Below are 13,849 nucleotides of genomic sequence, written 5' to 3'. Positions count from 1 at the left end.
GAAGCGTGTCAGTTTCGGTCAATCGACCGGAATGACGTCGACCGCCTGTTCGGTGGTATGGCTGCCGTAGCTTTTCAGCACACCGATGACCGGCGCCACGTCACCATAATCGCGCCCATGGCCCACGACGATATGGTCGGTGCCCGCCGGAATATTGTTGGTCGGGTCGAGTTCCATCCAGCCACCGGTTGTTCCGCACCAGAAGCGGACCCAGGCATGCATGGCGTCCGCCCCTTCGAGCCGCTCCTTGCCGGGCGGCGGCAGGGTTCTGAGGAACCCGCTGACATAGCCGGCGGGAATGCCGAGGCTGCGTAGCGCCACGATCATCACATGGGTGAAGTCCTGGCAGACGCCGCGCTTCAGCTTGAAGGCTTCGGCGGGCGTCGTCGTCACCGTGGTCGCTTCGGCATCATAGGCGAAATCGCGGTGGATGCGCTCGCAGATGGCAATGCCGATCTGGCGGACCGTCATGTTCTCCGCGGCGATCTCGCGCGCATAGGCGGCGATTTCCGCAGCTTCGGGCAGCAGCGGACTCGGGCCGACGAAGTGGTGCGGCGACTCGGCATCGACGGACCAGCTGGAGGCGAGTTGCAGGGGCAGGCCGGCCAGAGGCGGCGAGAAATCGGCGGTGAGCGCCGCCGCCTCGGCCTGGACGCGCGCCTGCATGCGAATGACCAAGTGCTCGTGCACGGTGCGGAACAGGATGGAGGTGGTGGCGTTGGCGAAGAAGTCGATGCTCTCCGACCGCTCACCGGGCGTGGGCTGAAACGTGACGGAACCCGCGATGAGGCGCTGACGACCCGGGATTGAGGCGGGCAACACGCGCACCAGATGGCGTCCGCCGCTCACCGGAACCTCGTAGCCGTAGGTGATCTTCAGTTTGATGTCATAGAGCATGGGAGCAGTCGCTCTCCGTCAGCCGAGATAGGTTTGCGCGAGCAGGTCCGAAAGTCTTTCCAGATCCTGTTCCAGCCGCCTGTAGACCGCCGCGGTCATCGCCTCGGGCGTCATCACCGCAAGGCCGGAGTGAAGCCGCATCGTCTCCCGGTAAAAGGGCGACATCTGGCCGTTGACGAAGGCGTTCGGCAGCAGCTCCACCTCCGTCTTGATCTCGTTCAGTTGAAAAAGCACCGAGCGGGGATTGAGCGGGTCGAGCGCCAGAAGGTCGGTAACCGTCAGGGCCGCCGTGTTGACGTTGTAGCGGCGCCGGTGGGTCATAACGCTGTCGCCGATCTCGAGCAGCATGTCATAGGCGCCGTCGGGAGCCTCCGGTCCGGACATATGGCCGAGCAGCCGTGTCATGTGCAGGCCGCGCTCGAGATAGCGCCCGATCGACAGGAATCGCCAGCCGGTAAAACGATACATGTTTTCGTGGACGAGACCGGCAAAACCCGCCAGCTTGCGCAGGAGGATGGTCATCGCATGGGTCGCGTCGTCGCCGGCCTGCACGGTCGCGTGGAACTTGCGCGCCGTTTTCGACAGGTCGTTCAGGGCGAGCCAGCCGTCCGGAGAGAACCGGTCGCGGATGTTGCCGGCGCTGAAGAGGGCGCTGTCGATATTGGCAAGCAGACTGGCCGGCACCGGCTGGCGCGTGCTGATGTCGAGGGCAGCGAGATAGCTGCTGACATCCTTCAGGAGCGGCATGTTCGGATCCGCCGCTTCGGCAAAGCGGGCGTGCCAGGCGCGCAAGATCCGGAGCGCACCCTCGGACCTTTCGATATAGCGGCCCAGCCAGAAAAGATTGTCCGCCGCGCGGCTCGGCAGGCTCCCCGGCAGGTTGCGGGTGAAGCTCTCCTCTGCAGGCAGCAGCGTGGTGCGCTCGACCGGCCTGTCGCTGACGATCCAGACATCGGCAGCGGTGCCGCCTGCCTGCATGGCGATCGCCGCCACGTCGTCGCCGGAGCCGATGCGGGCGAAGCCGCCCGGCATGATCTGCCAGCCGTCGCGGGTGCGTGCTGCAAAGACGCGCAAGCTCATCGGCCGCGGCCTCAGCCGGCCGCGCACCCAGGCCGGCGTCGTCGACAGCGTCACCACCTCCTGACCGACCAGCTTGCCTCCGCCTGCCGCCAGCCATTCGGCGGCCGACGTCTTGGTGGTTTCGCGCAACGCCGTACCGAGCACCGATTGCCCGTTGTCGTCGAAAAAGGGCCGCGTCGAATAGGCCGGGCCGATGACCATGCCCTCGATATTGCTCGCGACGTGCTGGCGCTCCTGTTCCTGGCCGCACCACCAAGTGGCGATTGACGGCAGCTTCTGCTCTTCTCCAAGCAGGTGGCGACAGAGCGTCGGCATGAAGGCGAGGAAGGCGCGCGTCTCAAGAATGCCGGAGCCGATCGCGTTGACGATCGAGACGGAGCCGGCGCGGAGCGCTTCGACGATGCCGGGCGTGCCGATATGGGAGGATTGGTTTAGCTCGAGCGGATCGGCGAAGGAGGCGTCGAGGCGGCGCCAGAGTACGCCGATCGGCTTCAGGCCGGCGACGGTGCGCACCATCACCCGGCCGCCGACGACCGTCAGGTCCTCGCCCTCGAGCAGCATGAAGCCGAGATAGCGGGCGATATAGGCATGCTCGAAATAGGTTTCGTTGGCGATCCCGGGCGAGAGCACGGCGATGCGGTCGTCCGGATGCAGCTTTTGCGCCTGGAGCGTATCGCGAAAGGCCCCGAAGAAGCTCGCCAGGCGTTGCACGTGGGTTTCGGCATAGAGGTTGGAAAAGGCGCGCGTCGTCGCCACGCGGTTTTCAAGCGCGAAGCCTGCTCCGGAGGGCGCCTCCGTCCGATCGGCAAGAACCCACCAGGTGCCGTCTGGGCCTCGACCGATCTCGAAAGAACAAAAGTGCAGGAAATGTCCGTCTGCCGGCTTTACGCCGACCAGCGGCCGCAGGAACTGCGGATTGGAGGCGACGAGTGCCGGCGGCAGCAGGCCTTCGCGCACCAGGCGGTTCTCGCCATAGATATCCGCAACCACCTTCTCCAGAAGCTCGGCGCGCTGGATCAACCCTTCCGAAACGGCGGCCCATTCGGCTTCGTCGATCAGCACCGGTATGTGCGAAAGCGGCCAGCTTCGTTCGGTGTTTTCCTTGCCATAGGCGCGATAGAAAACGCCGGCGTCGCGCAGATAGCGGTCGGCGCGGGCGAAGCGGTTGGCGAGCTCCGTTTCGTCCATCCGGTCAAGCGCGGCGAGCAGCCGCTGCCAGACCGGCCGGACATTGCCCTGCGGGTCGAGCATCTCGTCGGCGACGCCCGGCAGGGCGCGATAGCCGAACGCCGGGTTGCCACCGAGCCGAACCTTGCCTGTTGCCTCTGCCGCCTGCTTCTTCGCCATTTACACTCCTGCCGGACGCCTCAAGTCGAGCGTCAGGGGAAACTCCGCCGAGGGTGTCTCGGGTCGCAGCCGATACATGCCGGTCGTGTGGCCCCAGGGTTCGAAGCGCGCCAGCCGGCGTGCCTCCGCCTCGTTGCCGTTGACCGGAAAGGTCTCATAGTTACGGCCGCCCGGATGCGCAACATGGTAGACGCAGCCGCCGATCGCCCGATTCGACCATGTATCATAAATGTCGAATGTAAGGGGAGTGTTCACCGGCAAGACAGGGTGCAGGCCGGATGCCGGCTGCCAGGCCTTGTAGCGCACGCCGGCGATGGCGACGCCGTTCGTACCGGTTTTCGACAGCGGCACCGGCCGGCCGTTGCAGGTGACGATATAGCGATCGGGATTGCCGGTTTCGAGCTTCACCTGCAGGCGCTCGACGGAGGAATCGACGTAGCGCACCGTGCCGCCGATCGCGCCCTGCTCGCCCATCACGTGCCAAGGTTCGAGGGCTTGGCGGATTTCGAGCTTCGCCTCCTCGTATTCTACCTCGCCGCAGAAAGGGAAGCGGAATTCGAGCTGCGCCGCGAACCATTCCGGCCGGAAGTCGAAGCCATGCGCCCTCAAATCAGCGAGAACGTCGAGGAAATCCTGCCAGACGTGGTGCGGTAGCATGAAGCGGTCGTGGAGCGCCGTGCCCCAGCGAACAAAGCTGCCTTCGACCGGGTTTTTCCAGAAACGGGCAATCAGCGCGCGGACCAGCAATTGCTGGGCGAGCGACATGCGCGCATTGGGCGGCATCTCGAAGCCCCTGAACTCGATCAGGCCGAGGCGCCCGGTCGGACCGTCGGGCGAAAACAGCTTGTCGATGCAGATCTCCGAGCGGTGCGTGTTGCCGGTGACGTCGACGAGCAGATTGCGGAACAGACGGTCGACGAGCCACGGGAGCGGCGGCATGCGGCCGGCGTCCGGCGTCGGCACCTGCGCAAGGGCGATCTCCAGCTCGTAAAGCGAATCGTGGCGCGCCTCGTCTATGCGTGGCGCCTGGCTGGTCGGTCCGATGAACAGGCCGGAAAAGAGATAGGAAAGCGAGGGATGGCGCTGCCAGTGCAGCACGATGCTCTTCAAGAGGTCCGGCCGGCGCAGGAAGGGACTGTCGTTGGGGCTGCGGCCGCCGACCACCACGTGGTTGCCGCCGCCGGTTCCCGTGTGGCGGCCGTCAATCATGAACTTGTCGGCACCGAGCCGGCTCTGGCGTGCTTCCTCGTAGATCGCCGTGGTGATGTCGACGCATTCCTGCCAGGTCGAAGCCGGATGGATATTGACCTCGATCACGCCCGGGTCGGGTGCCACGCGGATGACATTGATGCGCTCGTCCTGCGGCGGCGCATAGCCTTCGATATGAACGCTGAGGCCGAGCGCCGCCGCGGCCCTTTCGGTCGAGGCGATCAGGTCCAGATATTCCTCGATGCTCGTCGTCGGCGGCATGAAGACACTCAGCCGGCCGTCGCGGGGCTCGACGGTGAGCGCGGTGCGCACCGAGCCGCCGATCTCGTCGCGCGAAGCGGGCAGCGGCGTTTGCGGCTCCTCGGCGGGTTGGAAGCGTGACTGTTGGGTACGACCCTTCCCCTCGGCAAAATCCGGCAGGTCTGCGCGCGGAACGGTCGGGTCGAGCGGGTTGATATAGGGATAGGCGGAGGCGGAGATGTAGGGCAGGGAACCGAGCGGCAGCCGGTAGCCGACCGGGCTGTCGCCGGGCACGAGAAAGATGCGGCCGCGCCGGGTCTGCCATTTCTCGCTCGTCCATTTCCGCCCCGAAGCCCGCGAATTCCAGGCCTGTACCGGCAGCACATAGCCTGTCGGCGTCGTCAGGCCGCGTTCGAAGACGCGGGCGAGGCGGCTGCGTTCCTCCGGGTCCTTGAGCTTGGAGTTGGACGGATCGACATTGTCCGGCAGGTTCGCTTCCTTGACGATCCATTCGGCCGGATCTTCATAGGCCGGAACGACCATGTCGGCGGCGAGGTCGAGCTCGCCGGCAATCGCGACCAGTAGGCGCTCGGCATCGCGCTCCGTCACGCCGTTCCTGCCGTGTTCCTCGGCAATGAGCTCCGGCCGCTGCCAGATCGGCAGGCCGTCCCGGCGCCAATAGAGTGAGAAGGTCCAGCGCGGCAGGCTCTCGCCCGGATACCACTTGCCCTGTCCGTAATGCAGGAAGCCGCCCGGCGCGAAGCGCTCGCGCAGGCGGCGAATGAGCGCATCGGCCTTCTCCCGCTTGGTGGGGCCGACGGCCGCGGTGTTCCATTCGTCGGATTCGAAGTCGTCGATCGATACGAAGGTCGGCTCGCCGCCCATGGTCAGCCGTACGTCGTTGTCGGCGAGCACCCGGTCGACGGCGTCGCCGAGCGCATTGAGCGCCTCCCAGCTCTCGTCGGAAAAGGGCTTGGTGATGCGCGGATGCTCGGCGACGCGCGCGACCTTCATGTCGAAGGCGAAGTCCGTCTTCGTATCCGGGTCTCCGAAGAAGCCGCCGGAGATCGGCGCGGCATTGCGGAAGTGCGGAGTCGCGGCAAGCGGGATATGGCTTTCGCCGGTCAGGAGGCCGGAGGTCGGATCGAGGCCGATCCAGCCGGCGCCGGGAAGGTAGACCTCGGCCCAGGCGTGAAGGTCAGTGAAGTCGTATTCGGTGCCGGAGGGGCCGTCGAGGGCCTTCAGGTCCGGCGTCAGCTGGATGAGGTAGCCGGAGACGAAGCGGGCGGCAAAGCCGAGATTGCGGAGGATCTGCACGAGCAGCCAGCTCGAATCGCGGCAGGAGCCCCTGGCGAGGCCGAGCGTCTCCTCCGGCGCTTGCACGCCCGGCTCCATGCGGATGACGTAGCCGATCTCCTTCTGCAGCCGCGCATTGAGGCCCACGACGATGTCGATGGTGCGCTGGCGCGAGCGATCGACGCCTGAGAGGAAGGTCGAAAGCCTTTCGCCCGCCGGTTCCGGCGTCATGTAGATCTTCAGGTCCTCGCTGAGGTCCTCAGGGTAGCAAAACGGCCAGTGCTCGGCTTCCTCCTCGACGAAGAAGTCGAAGGGATTGTAGACGGTCATGTCGGCAACGAGATCGACTTCGATCTTCAGTTCCGTCACCGGATCGGGGAAGACGTAGCGGGCGAGGTAATTGCCGTAGGGATCCTGCTGCAGATTGACGAAATGGTTCTCCGGCGAGATTTTCAGCGAGTGGCTGATGACCTTCGTCTTCGAATGGGCGGCCGGTTTCAACCTGATGATCTGTGGTGAGAGCCTTACCGGCCGGTCATATTTGTAATGGGTCAGGTGATAGATACTGGCCTTGATCGACATGCAGCGTTTTCCCCTCGAATGGCGGATCCATCGCCCGCCATTCGAGAGGACTTTGTGCAATGCAAAGAAAGAAAGCAAGCCGAAACCGAGGCTTGGCTTGGCCGGGTCATCGGGGGTCGATTCCGGTTTTAGACTGGCGGTGGATTGATCCTCGCGAAGCCCTCCTGCCGGTAGTAGGGGAAGTGAGGGTAGGGTGCCGTCGTCGCGCTCGCCGCATCGAGGCGGGCGATCTGCTCAGCCGACAGCGACCAGCCGACGGCGCCGAGGTTCTGGCGGAGTTGCTCCTCGTTGCGCGCCCCGATGATGACGCTCGAGACGGTGGGGCGCTGGAGCAGCCAATTGATCGCGATTTGCGGCACCGTTCGGCCGGTTTCCTCCGAAATCTGATCCAGCGCGTCGACGATGTCGTAGAGCTTTTCGTCGTCGACCGGCGGGCCGAAAGCGGCGGTGTCGTGCAGCCGGCTTCCTTCCGGCCAAGGCTCGCCGCGGCGGATCCTGCCGGTCAGCCGGCCCCAGCCGAGCGGGCTCCAGACCAGCGCGCCGACGCCCTGGTCGAGGCCGAGCGGCATCAGCTCCCATTCGTAATCCCGCCCGACGAGAGAGTAGTAGACCTGATTGGCGACGTAGCGTGGATAGCCGTGGCGGTCGGCGGCCGCCAGAGACTTCATCAATTGCCAGCCGGAGAAATTGGAAACGCCGACATAGCGCAGCTTGCCGGAGCGCACGAGCATGTCGAGGGTCGACAGCACTTCCTCGACCGGCGTGCCGGCATCGAAGGCGTGCAATTGCATCAGGTCGATATAATCGGTGCCGAGCCGTCGCAGCGCGGCGTCGACGCCTTTGACGAGGCGTGCGCGGGACGAGCCGGCATCATTCGGTCCGTCGCCGGTCGGCAGCGACATCTTCGTCGACAGAAGCACGTCGCCTCGTCGGCCCCGGATCGCCGCTCCGAGGATTTCCTCGGAGGCGCCATCGGAATAGACATCCGCCGTGTCGAAGAGGTTGACGCCCGCCTCTAGGCAGATGTCGACCAGGCGCCGGGCCTCCGCTTCCGCCGTCGTGCCCCAGGCGCTGAAAAGCGGACCCTTGCCGCCGAACGTGCCGGCGCCGAAGCTGAGCGCCGGCACCTTCAGGCCAGACGAACCAAGCCGTCGATACTCCATTCCAAGAACTCCTTCGTGCTCATGTCACTTACACGGGGAGAAAGATGGAGCGGACGGCGTTTTGGATATAGACTGGTGGCGGGAACATTATCTGTGAGTTGAATTCACATGTCGCGACCCTCGGTCAACCGCTCGGGTGAAATGGAAGTCTTTGCGAAAGCGGTGGAGCTCGGCGGTTTCTCCTCCGCCGCCCGCCACTTCCGCATGACGCCTTCCGCCGTCAGCAAGCTCGTGCTGCGCCTCGAAGAAAGGCTCGGCGTTAGGCTGGTAAACCGCTCGACGCGTAAGCTACAGCTTACGCCGGAGGGCCATGCCTTCTACGAGCGCACGACGCGGATACTTGCCGACATCGACGAGGCGGAACGCTGCGCTTCGGTCGGCGAAAGCCCGACCGGCAGGGTGCGATTGAACGTCAACGCCTCGTTCGGCACGCATGTCCTGATGCCTCTGGTGCCACAGTTCCGCGAGCGATTTCCGGCGGTCACGCTCGACATCGTCCAGACCGATGCGGTGGTCGACCTGATGGAGGCGCGCGCAGATGTGGCGGTCCGGGCGGGACCGCTGAAGAGTTCGACACTGATCGCCCGCAAGCTCGGCGCGACGCGGATGGTCATCGTCGCAGCCCCGTCCTATCTCGCGCGCAACGGCATGCCCTCGAGCCTGGAAGAACTGCGGGCGCATGATCGGCTTGGCTTCTGCTATGCCCGCGCCGTCGACGGCTGGCCCCTCCGGCAGGCCGGCGAAACGGTCGTGCTGCCCGCTTCGGGAGCGGTGCAGGTCAGCGACGGCGAGGGGCTGCGGCACCTCGCCATCGTCGGCGCCGGGCTGGCGCGGCTTGCCGAGTTCGCGGTGCGCGAAGACATGCGCGCCGGCCGGCTGCTGCCGGTGCTCGAGGACTTGAACCCGGGGGACCTCGAAGAGATCCATGCGGTTTTCCTGGGGCAGGGCGGGGCTCTCCCCTCCCGCGTGCGAGCGGTTCTCGACTTTCTTGCGAGCCATGCCCGCGTGACGCCGGTGCTGCCCGACGACCTCGATCGGCAGCGGTTAGGTGTGTCGGGATAGAAGAAGGCCCGCGGGGACCGCGAGCCATTTCTTGATTGGCGCTTGCGTCAGCGCTTCGGTGCGACAAGCGCGAAAACTGCGCCCTGCGGGTCGGTGCCCTGCACAATCCAGGCGCCGCCGGGCACCTCCATCGGATCCTGAATGATGTTGCCGCCGCCGGACGTGACCCGATCGATCGCCGCATCGAGCGCCTCGACGTTGAAATAATAGAGCCAGTAGGGTGGCGCGGGTATTTCCTTCGGCTTGGTCATCATGCCGCCGATCGGCTGGCCGTTGAAGGCGAAGATCTGGTAAACGCCCATCTCGCCCATGTCCATCGCCTGGTCCTTGGTCCAGCCGAACAGCTTCGAATAGAACTCGAAAGCGGTGTCGAGGTCGCCTGCCATCAGTTCATGCCAGCCGACATTGCCGGCTGCCATCTGGTCCATTGCTGGCGGCGGTTCGCCATCGCCCTTGAACAGAGCGAAGGCAGCGCCATGCGGATCGGTGACGATCGCGAAGCGGCCGACGCCGGGGATGTCGTCCGGCGCGCGGTGGACGGTACCCCCCGCGGCGGCGAGCTTGTCGGCGCTTGCATCGACATCATCGACTGCCACATAGCCGAGCCAGGCCGGCGGCACCTTCATCTCGAGCGCGCCGTCGGGCATGGTCATCAGGCCGGCGACCTGGTGCTCGCCCTTGGAGAAAAGCGTGTAGTTCATGTCCGGCATGCCCGCGTCGCGGGCGGACCAGCCGACAACGCTCTTATAGAAGGCTTCCGCGGCCTTCGTGTCCGTCGTCATCAGCTCGTACCAGATGAATTTCCCGTGCATTGTCGATCCTCCGGTTTTTGGGTCCATGCCGGCGACGCAGCGATCGCCGTGGCATCAGCTATCGGCGGCGGTATTCCGCCTTCATCAGTTCCTTCCAGCCTCCGTCTTCCGCCTGGACGCGGGCCGTCAATGTCCTGCGGTTTGCATCGTTCAACGTTATTCTGTCCTGGTATCTGGCGGACTTGCCTGGGTTCTCAAAATCCGGGCCTTCGCAATTCAGAGCGAGCGTCTTGCCGTCCTCTTCGATCTCGCCGTCATAGACCCACATATGCGTCATCATCGAGCCGACCCACGTGCCGACATAGCGGCCGGTCAGGGGATTGAAGCCCAGCGTCATCAGGGTCTGACCGGAACTTCCGTCCGGCATGGTGCCTTGCCCTTCGCAAACGACCCAGAGTCCCTGCATCGAACGGACATTCTCGACCCATGGCTCACTCGACCCGCCGCTTCCCATCGACTCTTCCGACGTGACCGTCCATTCACCAAGCAGCTGTTCCAGCCATCGGTGTTCTTCCTGAGGCTCTGCTTTCACGTTCTCCTCCTTCGCTTTTTCGATTGCATCGCCGTGGTCTGCCGCGCCTCGATGCTACGCGGCACAGAGCGTCAGATAGGGCCGGCCGCTAAGTCCATTCGACCGCGGCAGGCAGGCGTGCGGTCCCAGTCAGTCGTCATACCGTCGCAGTGGCGAATGAATTCCGTGCTCGAATTCTCATGGGTGAGAACGTCGAAGGGTGGATGCATCGCCATTTTTGCTTGACTATTTAGGTTGATATCAACATTAGTCGAACATGTCAAAGCTGCCGCTCATCCCCTTCTCGACCACGATCGTCGTCAGGGACAGCTGTCTGTGCCTGCATGTCCAGCGTGCCGCCCGGGCGCTCGCCCGCCGTTTTGACGAGGCGCTGAGGCCGCTCGACCTCACCAATGGGCAGTTCTCGCTGATGATGTCGCTGAACAGGCCCGAACCGCCGAGCATGAGCGCGGTCGCGTCGCTTCTGGCGATGGACCGCACGACGCTGACGGCGGCGCTGAAACCGCTCGAGCGCCGCGGTATCGTCGAGACATTCGTCGATCCCGACGACAGACGGCTGCGGCGCCTGCGATTGACGGAAGCGGGAGAGCGGCTGCTGGCGGAAGCCGTGCCGATCTGGCAGTGCACGCATGCTGCAGTCGATGCGCAGCTCGGCGACGCCGGTCCCGACCGGCTGCGGACCGACCTTCTCGCTCTCACGGAAACGCCGGCGATATGCGGCGCGTGATCATGTCGACGCGCGACGCTCTCCGAGCAGCGCGGCGAGTTCGGTGATCAGCGCCGTCGCCTGCCGCAGCCTCTCCTCTCCCATCTCTGCGCCAAGCGCGTTTACCCAGACGGATTGTCTTGCTGTGATCTCTGCGAGCGCCGCTTCGCCACTCGGCGTGAGCGTCATCAGCTTGGCGCGCTGATGGGCCGGATTCTGCTGGTAGGCCAGCAGGCCCTCGGCTTCAAGAATGTCGGCGATGCGCTGCACGCCCTGCCGCGCCAGCCCGAGGGCGCGGGCGGCGTCTGCCACCGATAGCGTCGAATGCCTTGCTGCCGCCAATACCTGCCAGCGGGCGCTGGTCTGGCCGGATGGCTGCGCCAGCCTATCTCCTTCCGAGGTCAAATGTCCGGCGAGACGCAGGACCGAGATGGCGAACTCGGCGAAGGCGTCACCGGAGGGTGTCCGTGGGGGATCATTCATGTTGACAACATATTGTCAGTTGCGGTAATCGTATTTGGCAATACGTTGTCATATTGCTTTTTGATTGGCAAGAGAGCCTCGGGGAGGAGCGAGATGAAGATGACCTACAAGGGCAGCTGCCACTGCGGACGGATCCGCTATGAAGTCGATGCCGATCTGGAGGCCGGGACCAGCCGGTGCAATTGCACCTATTGCTCGAAGACGCGCTACTGGGGCGCGCTGGTGAAGCCGGAGGACTTCCGACTGCTCTGCGAAGACACGAGCAGCGGCGACTATCAGTTCAACACGATGAGCGGCCACCATCGATTCTGCCCGGCTTGCGGCGTCTCGCCTTACGGAACGGGATATGTCGAAGAGCTCGGCGGCGCCTTCGTCTCGATCAACATCGCCTGCCTCGACGATATCGATCCGGCGATGCTTGCCGCCCTGCCGATCCAGTATATGGACGGGCTGCACAACAACTGGTGGAATGTGCCGGCCGAGACGCGGCACATGTGATTTCAGCCGTTCAAATGAAAAAGCTCCCGCTGCGGCGGGAGCTTTCCTTGGCCTGCCTTCTCTCCGACTACCGGTTGCCGAGATCCCGCACCGCGCCACGGTCGGCGGAGGTCGCGAAGGCGGCATAGGCCTTGAGCGCCGTGGTCACCTTGCGCTTGCGCGGCTCGGCTGGCGTCCAGCCCTTGGCATCCTGTTCGGCGCGGCGTTTGGCCAGCTCCGCTTCGTCCACCCTCAGGCTGATGGTGCGGTTCGGGATGTCGATGTCGATCATGTCGCCCTCGCGGACCAGCCCGATCATGCCGCCATTGGCCGCCTCGGGCGAGACATGGCCGATCGACAGCCCCGACGTGCCGCCGGAGAAGCGGCCGTCGGTGATCAGCGCGCAGGCCTTGCCGAGGCCCTTCGACTTCAGGTAGCTCGTCGGATAAAGCATTTCCTGCATGCCGGGGCCCCCTTTCGGCCCCTCATAGCGGATCACGACGACGTCACCGGCCTTGATCTCGTTGGCGAGGATGGCCTTGACGGAGGCGTCCTGGCTTTCGAAGACGCGGGCCGGGCCGGAAAATTTCAGGATGCTCTCATCGACGCCGGCCGTCTTCACGATGCAGCCGTCGAGCGCGATGTTGCCCTTCAGTACCGCGAGGCCACCGTCCTTGGAGAAGGGATGCTCGACCGAACGGATGACGCCCTTTTCCCGGTCGGTGTCGAGGTCGTCCCAGCGCGCCTCCTGGCTGAAGGCAACCTGCGTCGGGATGCCGCCCGGAGCGGCGCGGAAGAAGTTACGGACTGTCTCACTTGCCGTGCGGGTGATGTCCCAGCGATCGATCGCGTCGCCGATCGTCTCGCTGTGCACGGTCGGGCAATCGCGGTTGATGAGGCCGCCTTTTTCCAGTTCGCCGAGGATCGACATGATCCCGCCGGCGCGGTGCACGTCTTCCATATGCACGTCGGCTTTCGCCGGTGCGACCTTCGACAGGCAGGGAACCTTGCGCGAGAGCCGGTCGATGTCGTCCATGGTGAAGTCGACCTCGCCTTCATAGGCGGCGGCGAGGATGTGCAGCACGGTATTGGTCGAACCGCCCATGGCGATATCGAGCGCCATGGCGTTCTCGAAAGCCTTCTTCGACGCGATCGCCCGCGGCAGCACGCGCTCGTCCTCCTGCTCGTAATAGCGGCGCGCCAGGTCGACGACGAGATGGCCGGCCTCGACGAAGAGGCGCTTGCGGTCGGCATGGGTGGCGAGTGTCGAGCCATTGCCCGGCAGAGACAGGCCGAGCGCCTCGGTCAGACAGTTCATCGAGTTGGCGGTGAACATGCCGGAGCAGGAGCCACAGGTCGGGCAGGCGGAGCGCTCGATGACCTTGACGTCTTCGTCGGAGACGCTGTCGTCGGCCGCAGCGACCATCGCGTCGACGAGGTCGAGCGCGTGCGTCTTGCCGTGTAGCACGACCTTGCCGGCTTCCATCGGTCCGCCGGAAACGAATACGGCGGGAATGTTGAGGCGCAAGGCCGCCATCAGCATGCCGGGGGTGATCTTGTCGCAGTTGGAGATGCAGACCATGGCATCGGCACAATGGGCGTTGACCATGTATTCGACGCTGTCGGCGATGATCTCGCGCGACGGCAGCGAATAGAGCATGCCATCATGGCCCATGGCGATGCCATCGTCGACGGCGATCGTGTTGAATTCCTTGGCGACGCCGCCGGCCGCCTCAATCTCGCGCGCAACGAGCTGACCCAGATCCTTGAGATGCACGTGGCCGGGCACGAACTGGGTGAAGGAGTTCACCACCGCAATAATCGGCTTGCCGAAGTCGCTGTCCTTCATGCCCGTCGCGCGCCAGAGGCCGCGGGCGCCGGCCATGTTGCGGCCGTGGGTGGTGGTGCGGGAGCGATAGGCAGGCATGACGTGTTCCTTCACGGACGAATACGATACGCGAGC

Annotated in this window: 11 protein-coding genes; 3 read left to right on the top strand and 8 right to left on the bottom strand. The window is 64.8% G+C overall.

Annotated features, from left to right (window positions below; all coding sequences use genetic code 11):
* Positions 1 to 18 precede the first annotated feature (18 nt).
* From ATC00_RS27885 to ATC00_RS27870, 4 genes are all read right to left on the bottom strand, one after another.
* On the bottom strand, positions 19 to 897 hold the full coding sequence (locus ATC00_RS27885) for a transglutaminase family protein (protein ID WP_037389304.1): 879 nt from the start codon (positions 895 to 897) through the stop codon (positions 19 to 21).
* An 18-nt stretch (positions 898 to 915) separates the two neighbouring features.
* Positions 916 to 3,324, bottom strand: coding sequence for a circularly permuted type 2 ATP-grasp protein (locus ATC00_RS27880; protein WP_037389302.1), 2,409 nt, complete (start codon positions 3,322 to 3,324; stop codon positions 916 to 918).
* Positions 3,325 to 6,651, bottom strand: coding sequence for a transglutaminase family protein (locus tag ATC00_RS27875; RefSeq protein WP_037389299.1), 3,327 nt, complete (start codon positions 6,649 to 6,651; stop codon positions 3,325 to 3,327).
* Positions 6,652 to 6,779: 128 nt separating this feature from the next.
* On the bottom strand, positions 6,780 to 7,814 hold the full coding sequence (locus ATC00_RS27870; protein WP_037389297.1) for an aldo/keto reductase: 1,035 nt from the start codon (positions 7,812 to 7,814) through the stop codon (positions 6,780 to 6,782).
* A 108-nt stretch (positions 7,815 to 7,922) separates the two neighbouring features.
* Between ATC00_RS27870 and ATC00_RS27865 the strand changes: the two genes are divergently transcribed.
* The gene (locus tag ATC00_RS27865) at positions 7,923 to 8,876 is read left to right on the top strand and encodes a LysR family transcriptional regulator (RefSeq protein WP_064255224.1); all 954 of its coding nucleotides are present in this window, start codon (positions 7,923 to 7,925) and stop codon (positions 8,874 to 8,876) included.
* A gap of 47 nt (positions 8,877 to 8,923) precedes the next feature.
* Here ATC00_RS27865 and ATC00_RS27860 read toward each other — a convergent pair whose 3' ends face one another.
* A complete protein-coding gene (locus tag ATC00_RS27860; RefSeq protein WP_037389293.1) occupies positions 8,924 to 9,688 on the bottom strand; it encodes a VOC family protein in 765 nt (254 codons plus the stop codon).
* A 58-nt stretch (positions 9,689 to 9,746) separates the two neighbouring features.
* Complete coding sequence (locus ATC00_RS27855) at positions 9,747 to 10,220, bottom strand: DUF1579 domain-containing protein (RefSeq protein WP_037389292.1); 474 nt, start codon at positions 10,218 to 10,220, stop codon at positions 9,747 to 9,749.
* Positions 10,221 to 10,476: 256 nt separating this feature from the next.
* Here ATC00_RS27855 and ATC00_RS27850 point away from each other — a divergent pair, with 256 nt between their 5' ends.
* Positions 10,477 to 10,947 carry a MarR family winged helix-turn-helix transcriptional regulator gene (locus ATC00_RS27850; protein ID WP_037389291.1) on the top strand — a complete coding sequence of 157 codons (471 nt, stop codon included), beginning with the start codon at positions 10,477 to 10,479 and terminating at the stop codon, positions 10,945 to 10,947.
* Here ATC00_RS27850 and ATC00_RS27845 read toward each other — a convergent pair whose 3' ends face one another.
* Entirely contained in the window at positions 10,948 to 11,409 is a 462-nt protein-coding gene (locus ATC00_RS27845; protein ID WP_037389289.1) for a MarR family winged helix-turn-helix transcriptional regulator, read from the bottom strand.
* Between the two features lie 93 nt (positions 11,410 to 11,502).
* Between ATC00_RS27845 and ATC00_RS27840 the strand changes: the two genes are divergently transcribed.
* The gene (locus tag ATC00_RS27840; RefSeq protein ID WP_037389287.1) at positions 11,503 to 11,907 is read left to right on the top strand and encodes a GFA family protein; all 405 of its coding nucleotides are present in this window, start codon (positions 11,503 to 11,505) and stop codon (positions 11,905 to 11,907) included.
* Positions 11,908 to 11,974: 67 nt separating this feature from the next.
* On the opposite strand, the gene ilvD is transcribed toward ATC00_RS27840, so the two are convergent.
* Positions 11,975 to 13,813 (bottom strand): dihydroxy-acid dehydratase, encoded by a 1,839-nt coding sequence (ilvD, locus tag ATC00_RS27835; RefSeq protein ID WP_037389285.1) that lies wholly within the window; start codon positions 13,811 to 13,813, stop codon positions 11,975 to 11,977.
* Positions 13,814 to 13,849: the final 36 nt, after the last annotated feature.

It is taken from the genome of Sinorhizobium americanum, from assembly GCF_001651855.1.
In the GTDB taxonomy this organism is placed as follows: domain Bacteria; phylum Pseudomonadota; class Alphaproteobacteria; order Rhizobiales; family Rhizobiaceae; genus Sinorhizobium; species Sinorhizobium americanum.
This window is presented reverse-complemented; position numbering and strand designations above follow the sequence as displayed.

Bases quoted from the DNA above. Each gene is read 5' to 3' on its own strand.
- ATC00_RS27845 (WP_037389289.1), bottom strand. From the start codon at position 11,409: ATGAATGATCCCCCACGGACACCCTCCGGTGACGCCTTCGCCGAGTTC.
- ATC00_RS27840 (WP_037389287.1), top strand. From the start codon at position 11,503: ATGAAGATGACCTACAAGGGCAGCTGCCACTGCGGACGGATCCGCTAT.
- ATC00_RS27875 (WP_037389299.1), bottom strand. From the start codon at position 6,651: ATGTCGATCAAGGCCAGTATCTATCACCTGACCCATTACAAATATGAC.
- ATC00_RS27870 (WP_037389297.1), bottom strand. From the start codon at position 7,814: ATGGAGTATCGACGGCTTGGTTCGTCTGGCCTGAAGGTGCCGGCGCTC.
- ATC00_RS27885 (WP_037389304.1), bottom strand. From the start codon at position 897: ATGCTCTATGACATCAAACTGAAGATCACCTACGGCTACGAGGTTCCG.
- ilvD (WP_037389285.1), bottom strand. From the start codon at position 13,813: ATGCCTGCCTATCGCTCCCGCACCACCACCCACGGCCGCAACATGGCC.
- ATC00_RS27865 (WP_064255224.1), top strand. From the start codon at position 7,923: ATGTCGCGACCCTCGGTCAACCGCTCGGGTGAAATGGAAGTCTTTGCG.
- ATC00_RS27880 (WP_037389302.1), bottom strand. From the start codon at position 3,324: ATGGCGAAGAAGCAGGCGGCAGAGGCAACAGGCAAGGTTCGGCTCGGT.
- ATC00_RS27850 (WP_037389291.1), top strand. From the start codon at position 10,477: ATGTCAAAGCTGCCGCTCATCCCCTTCTCGACCACGATCGTCGTCAGG.
- ATC00_RS27860 (WP_037389293.1), bottom strand. From the start codon at position 9,688: ATGCACGGGAAATTCATCTGGTACGAGCTGATGACGACGGACACGAAG.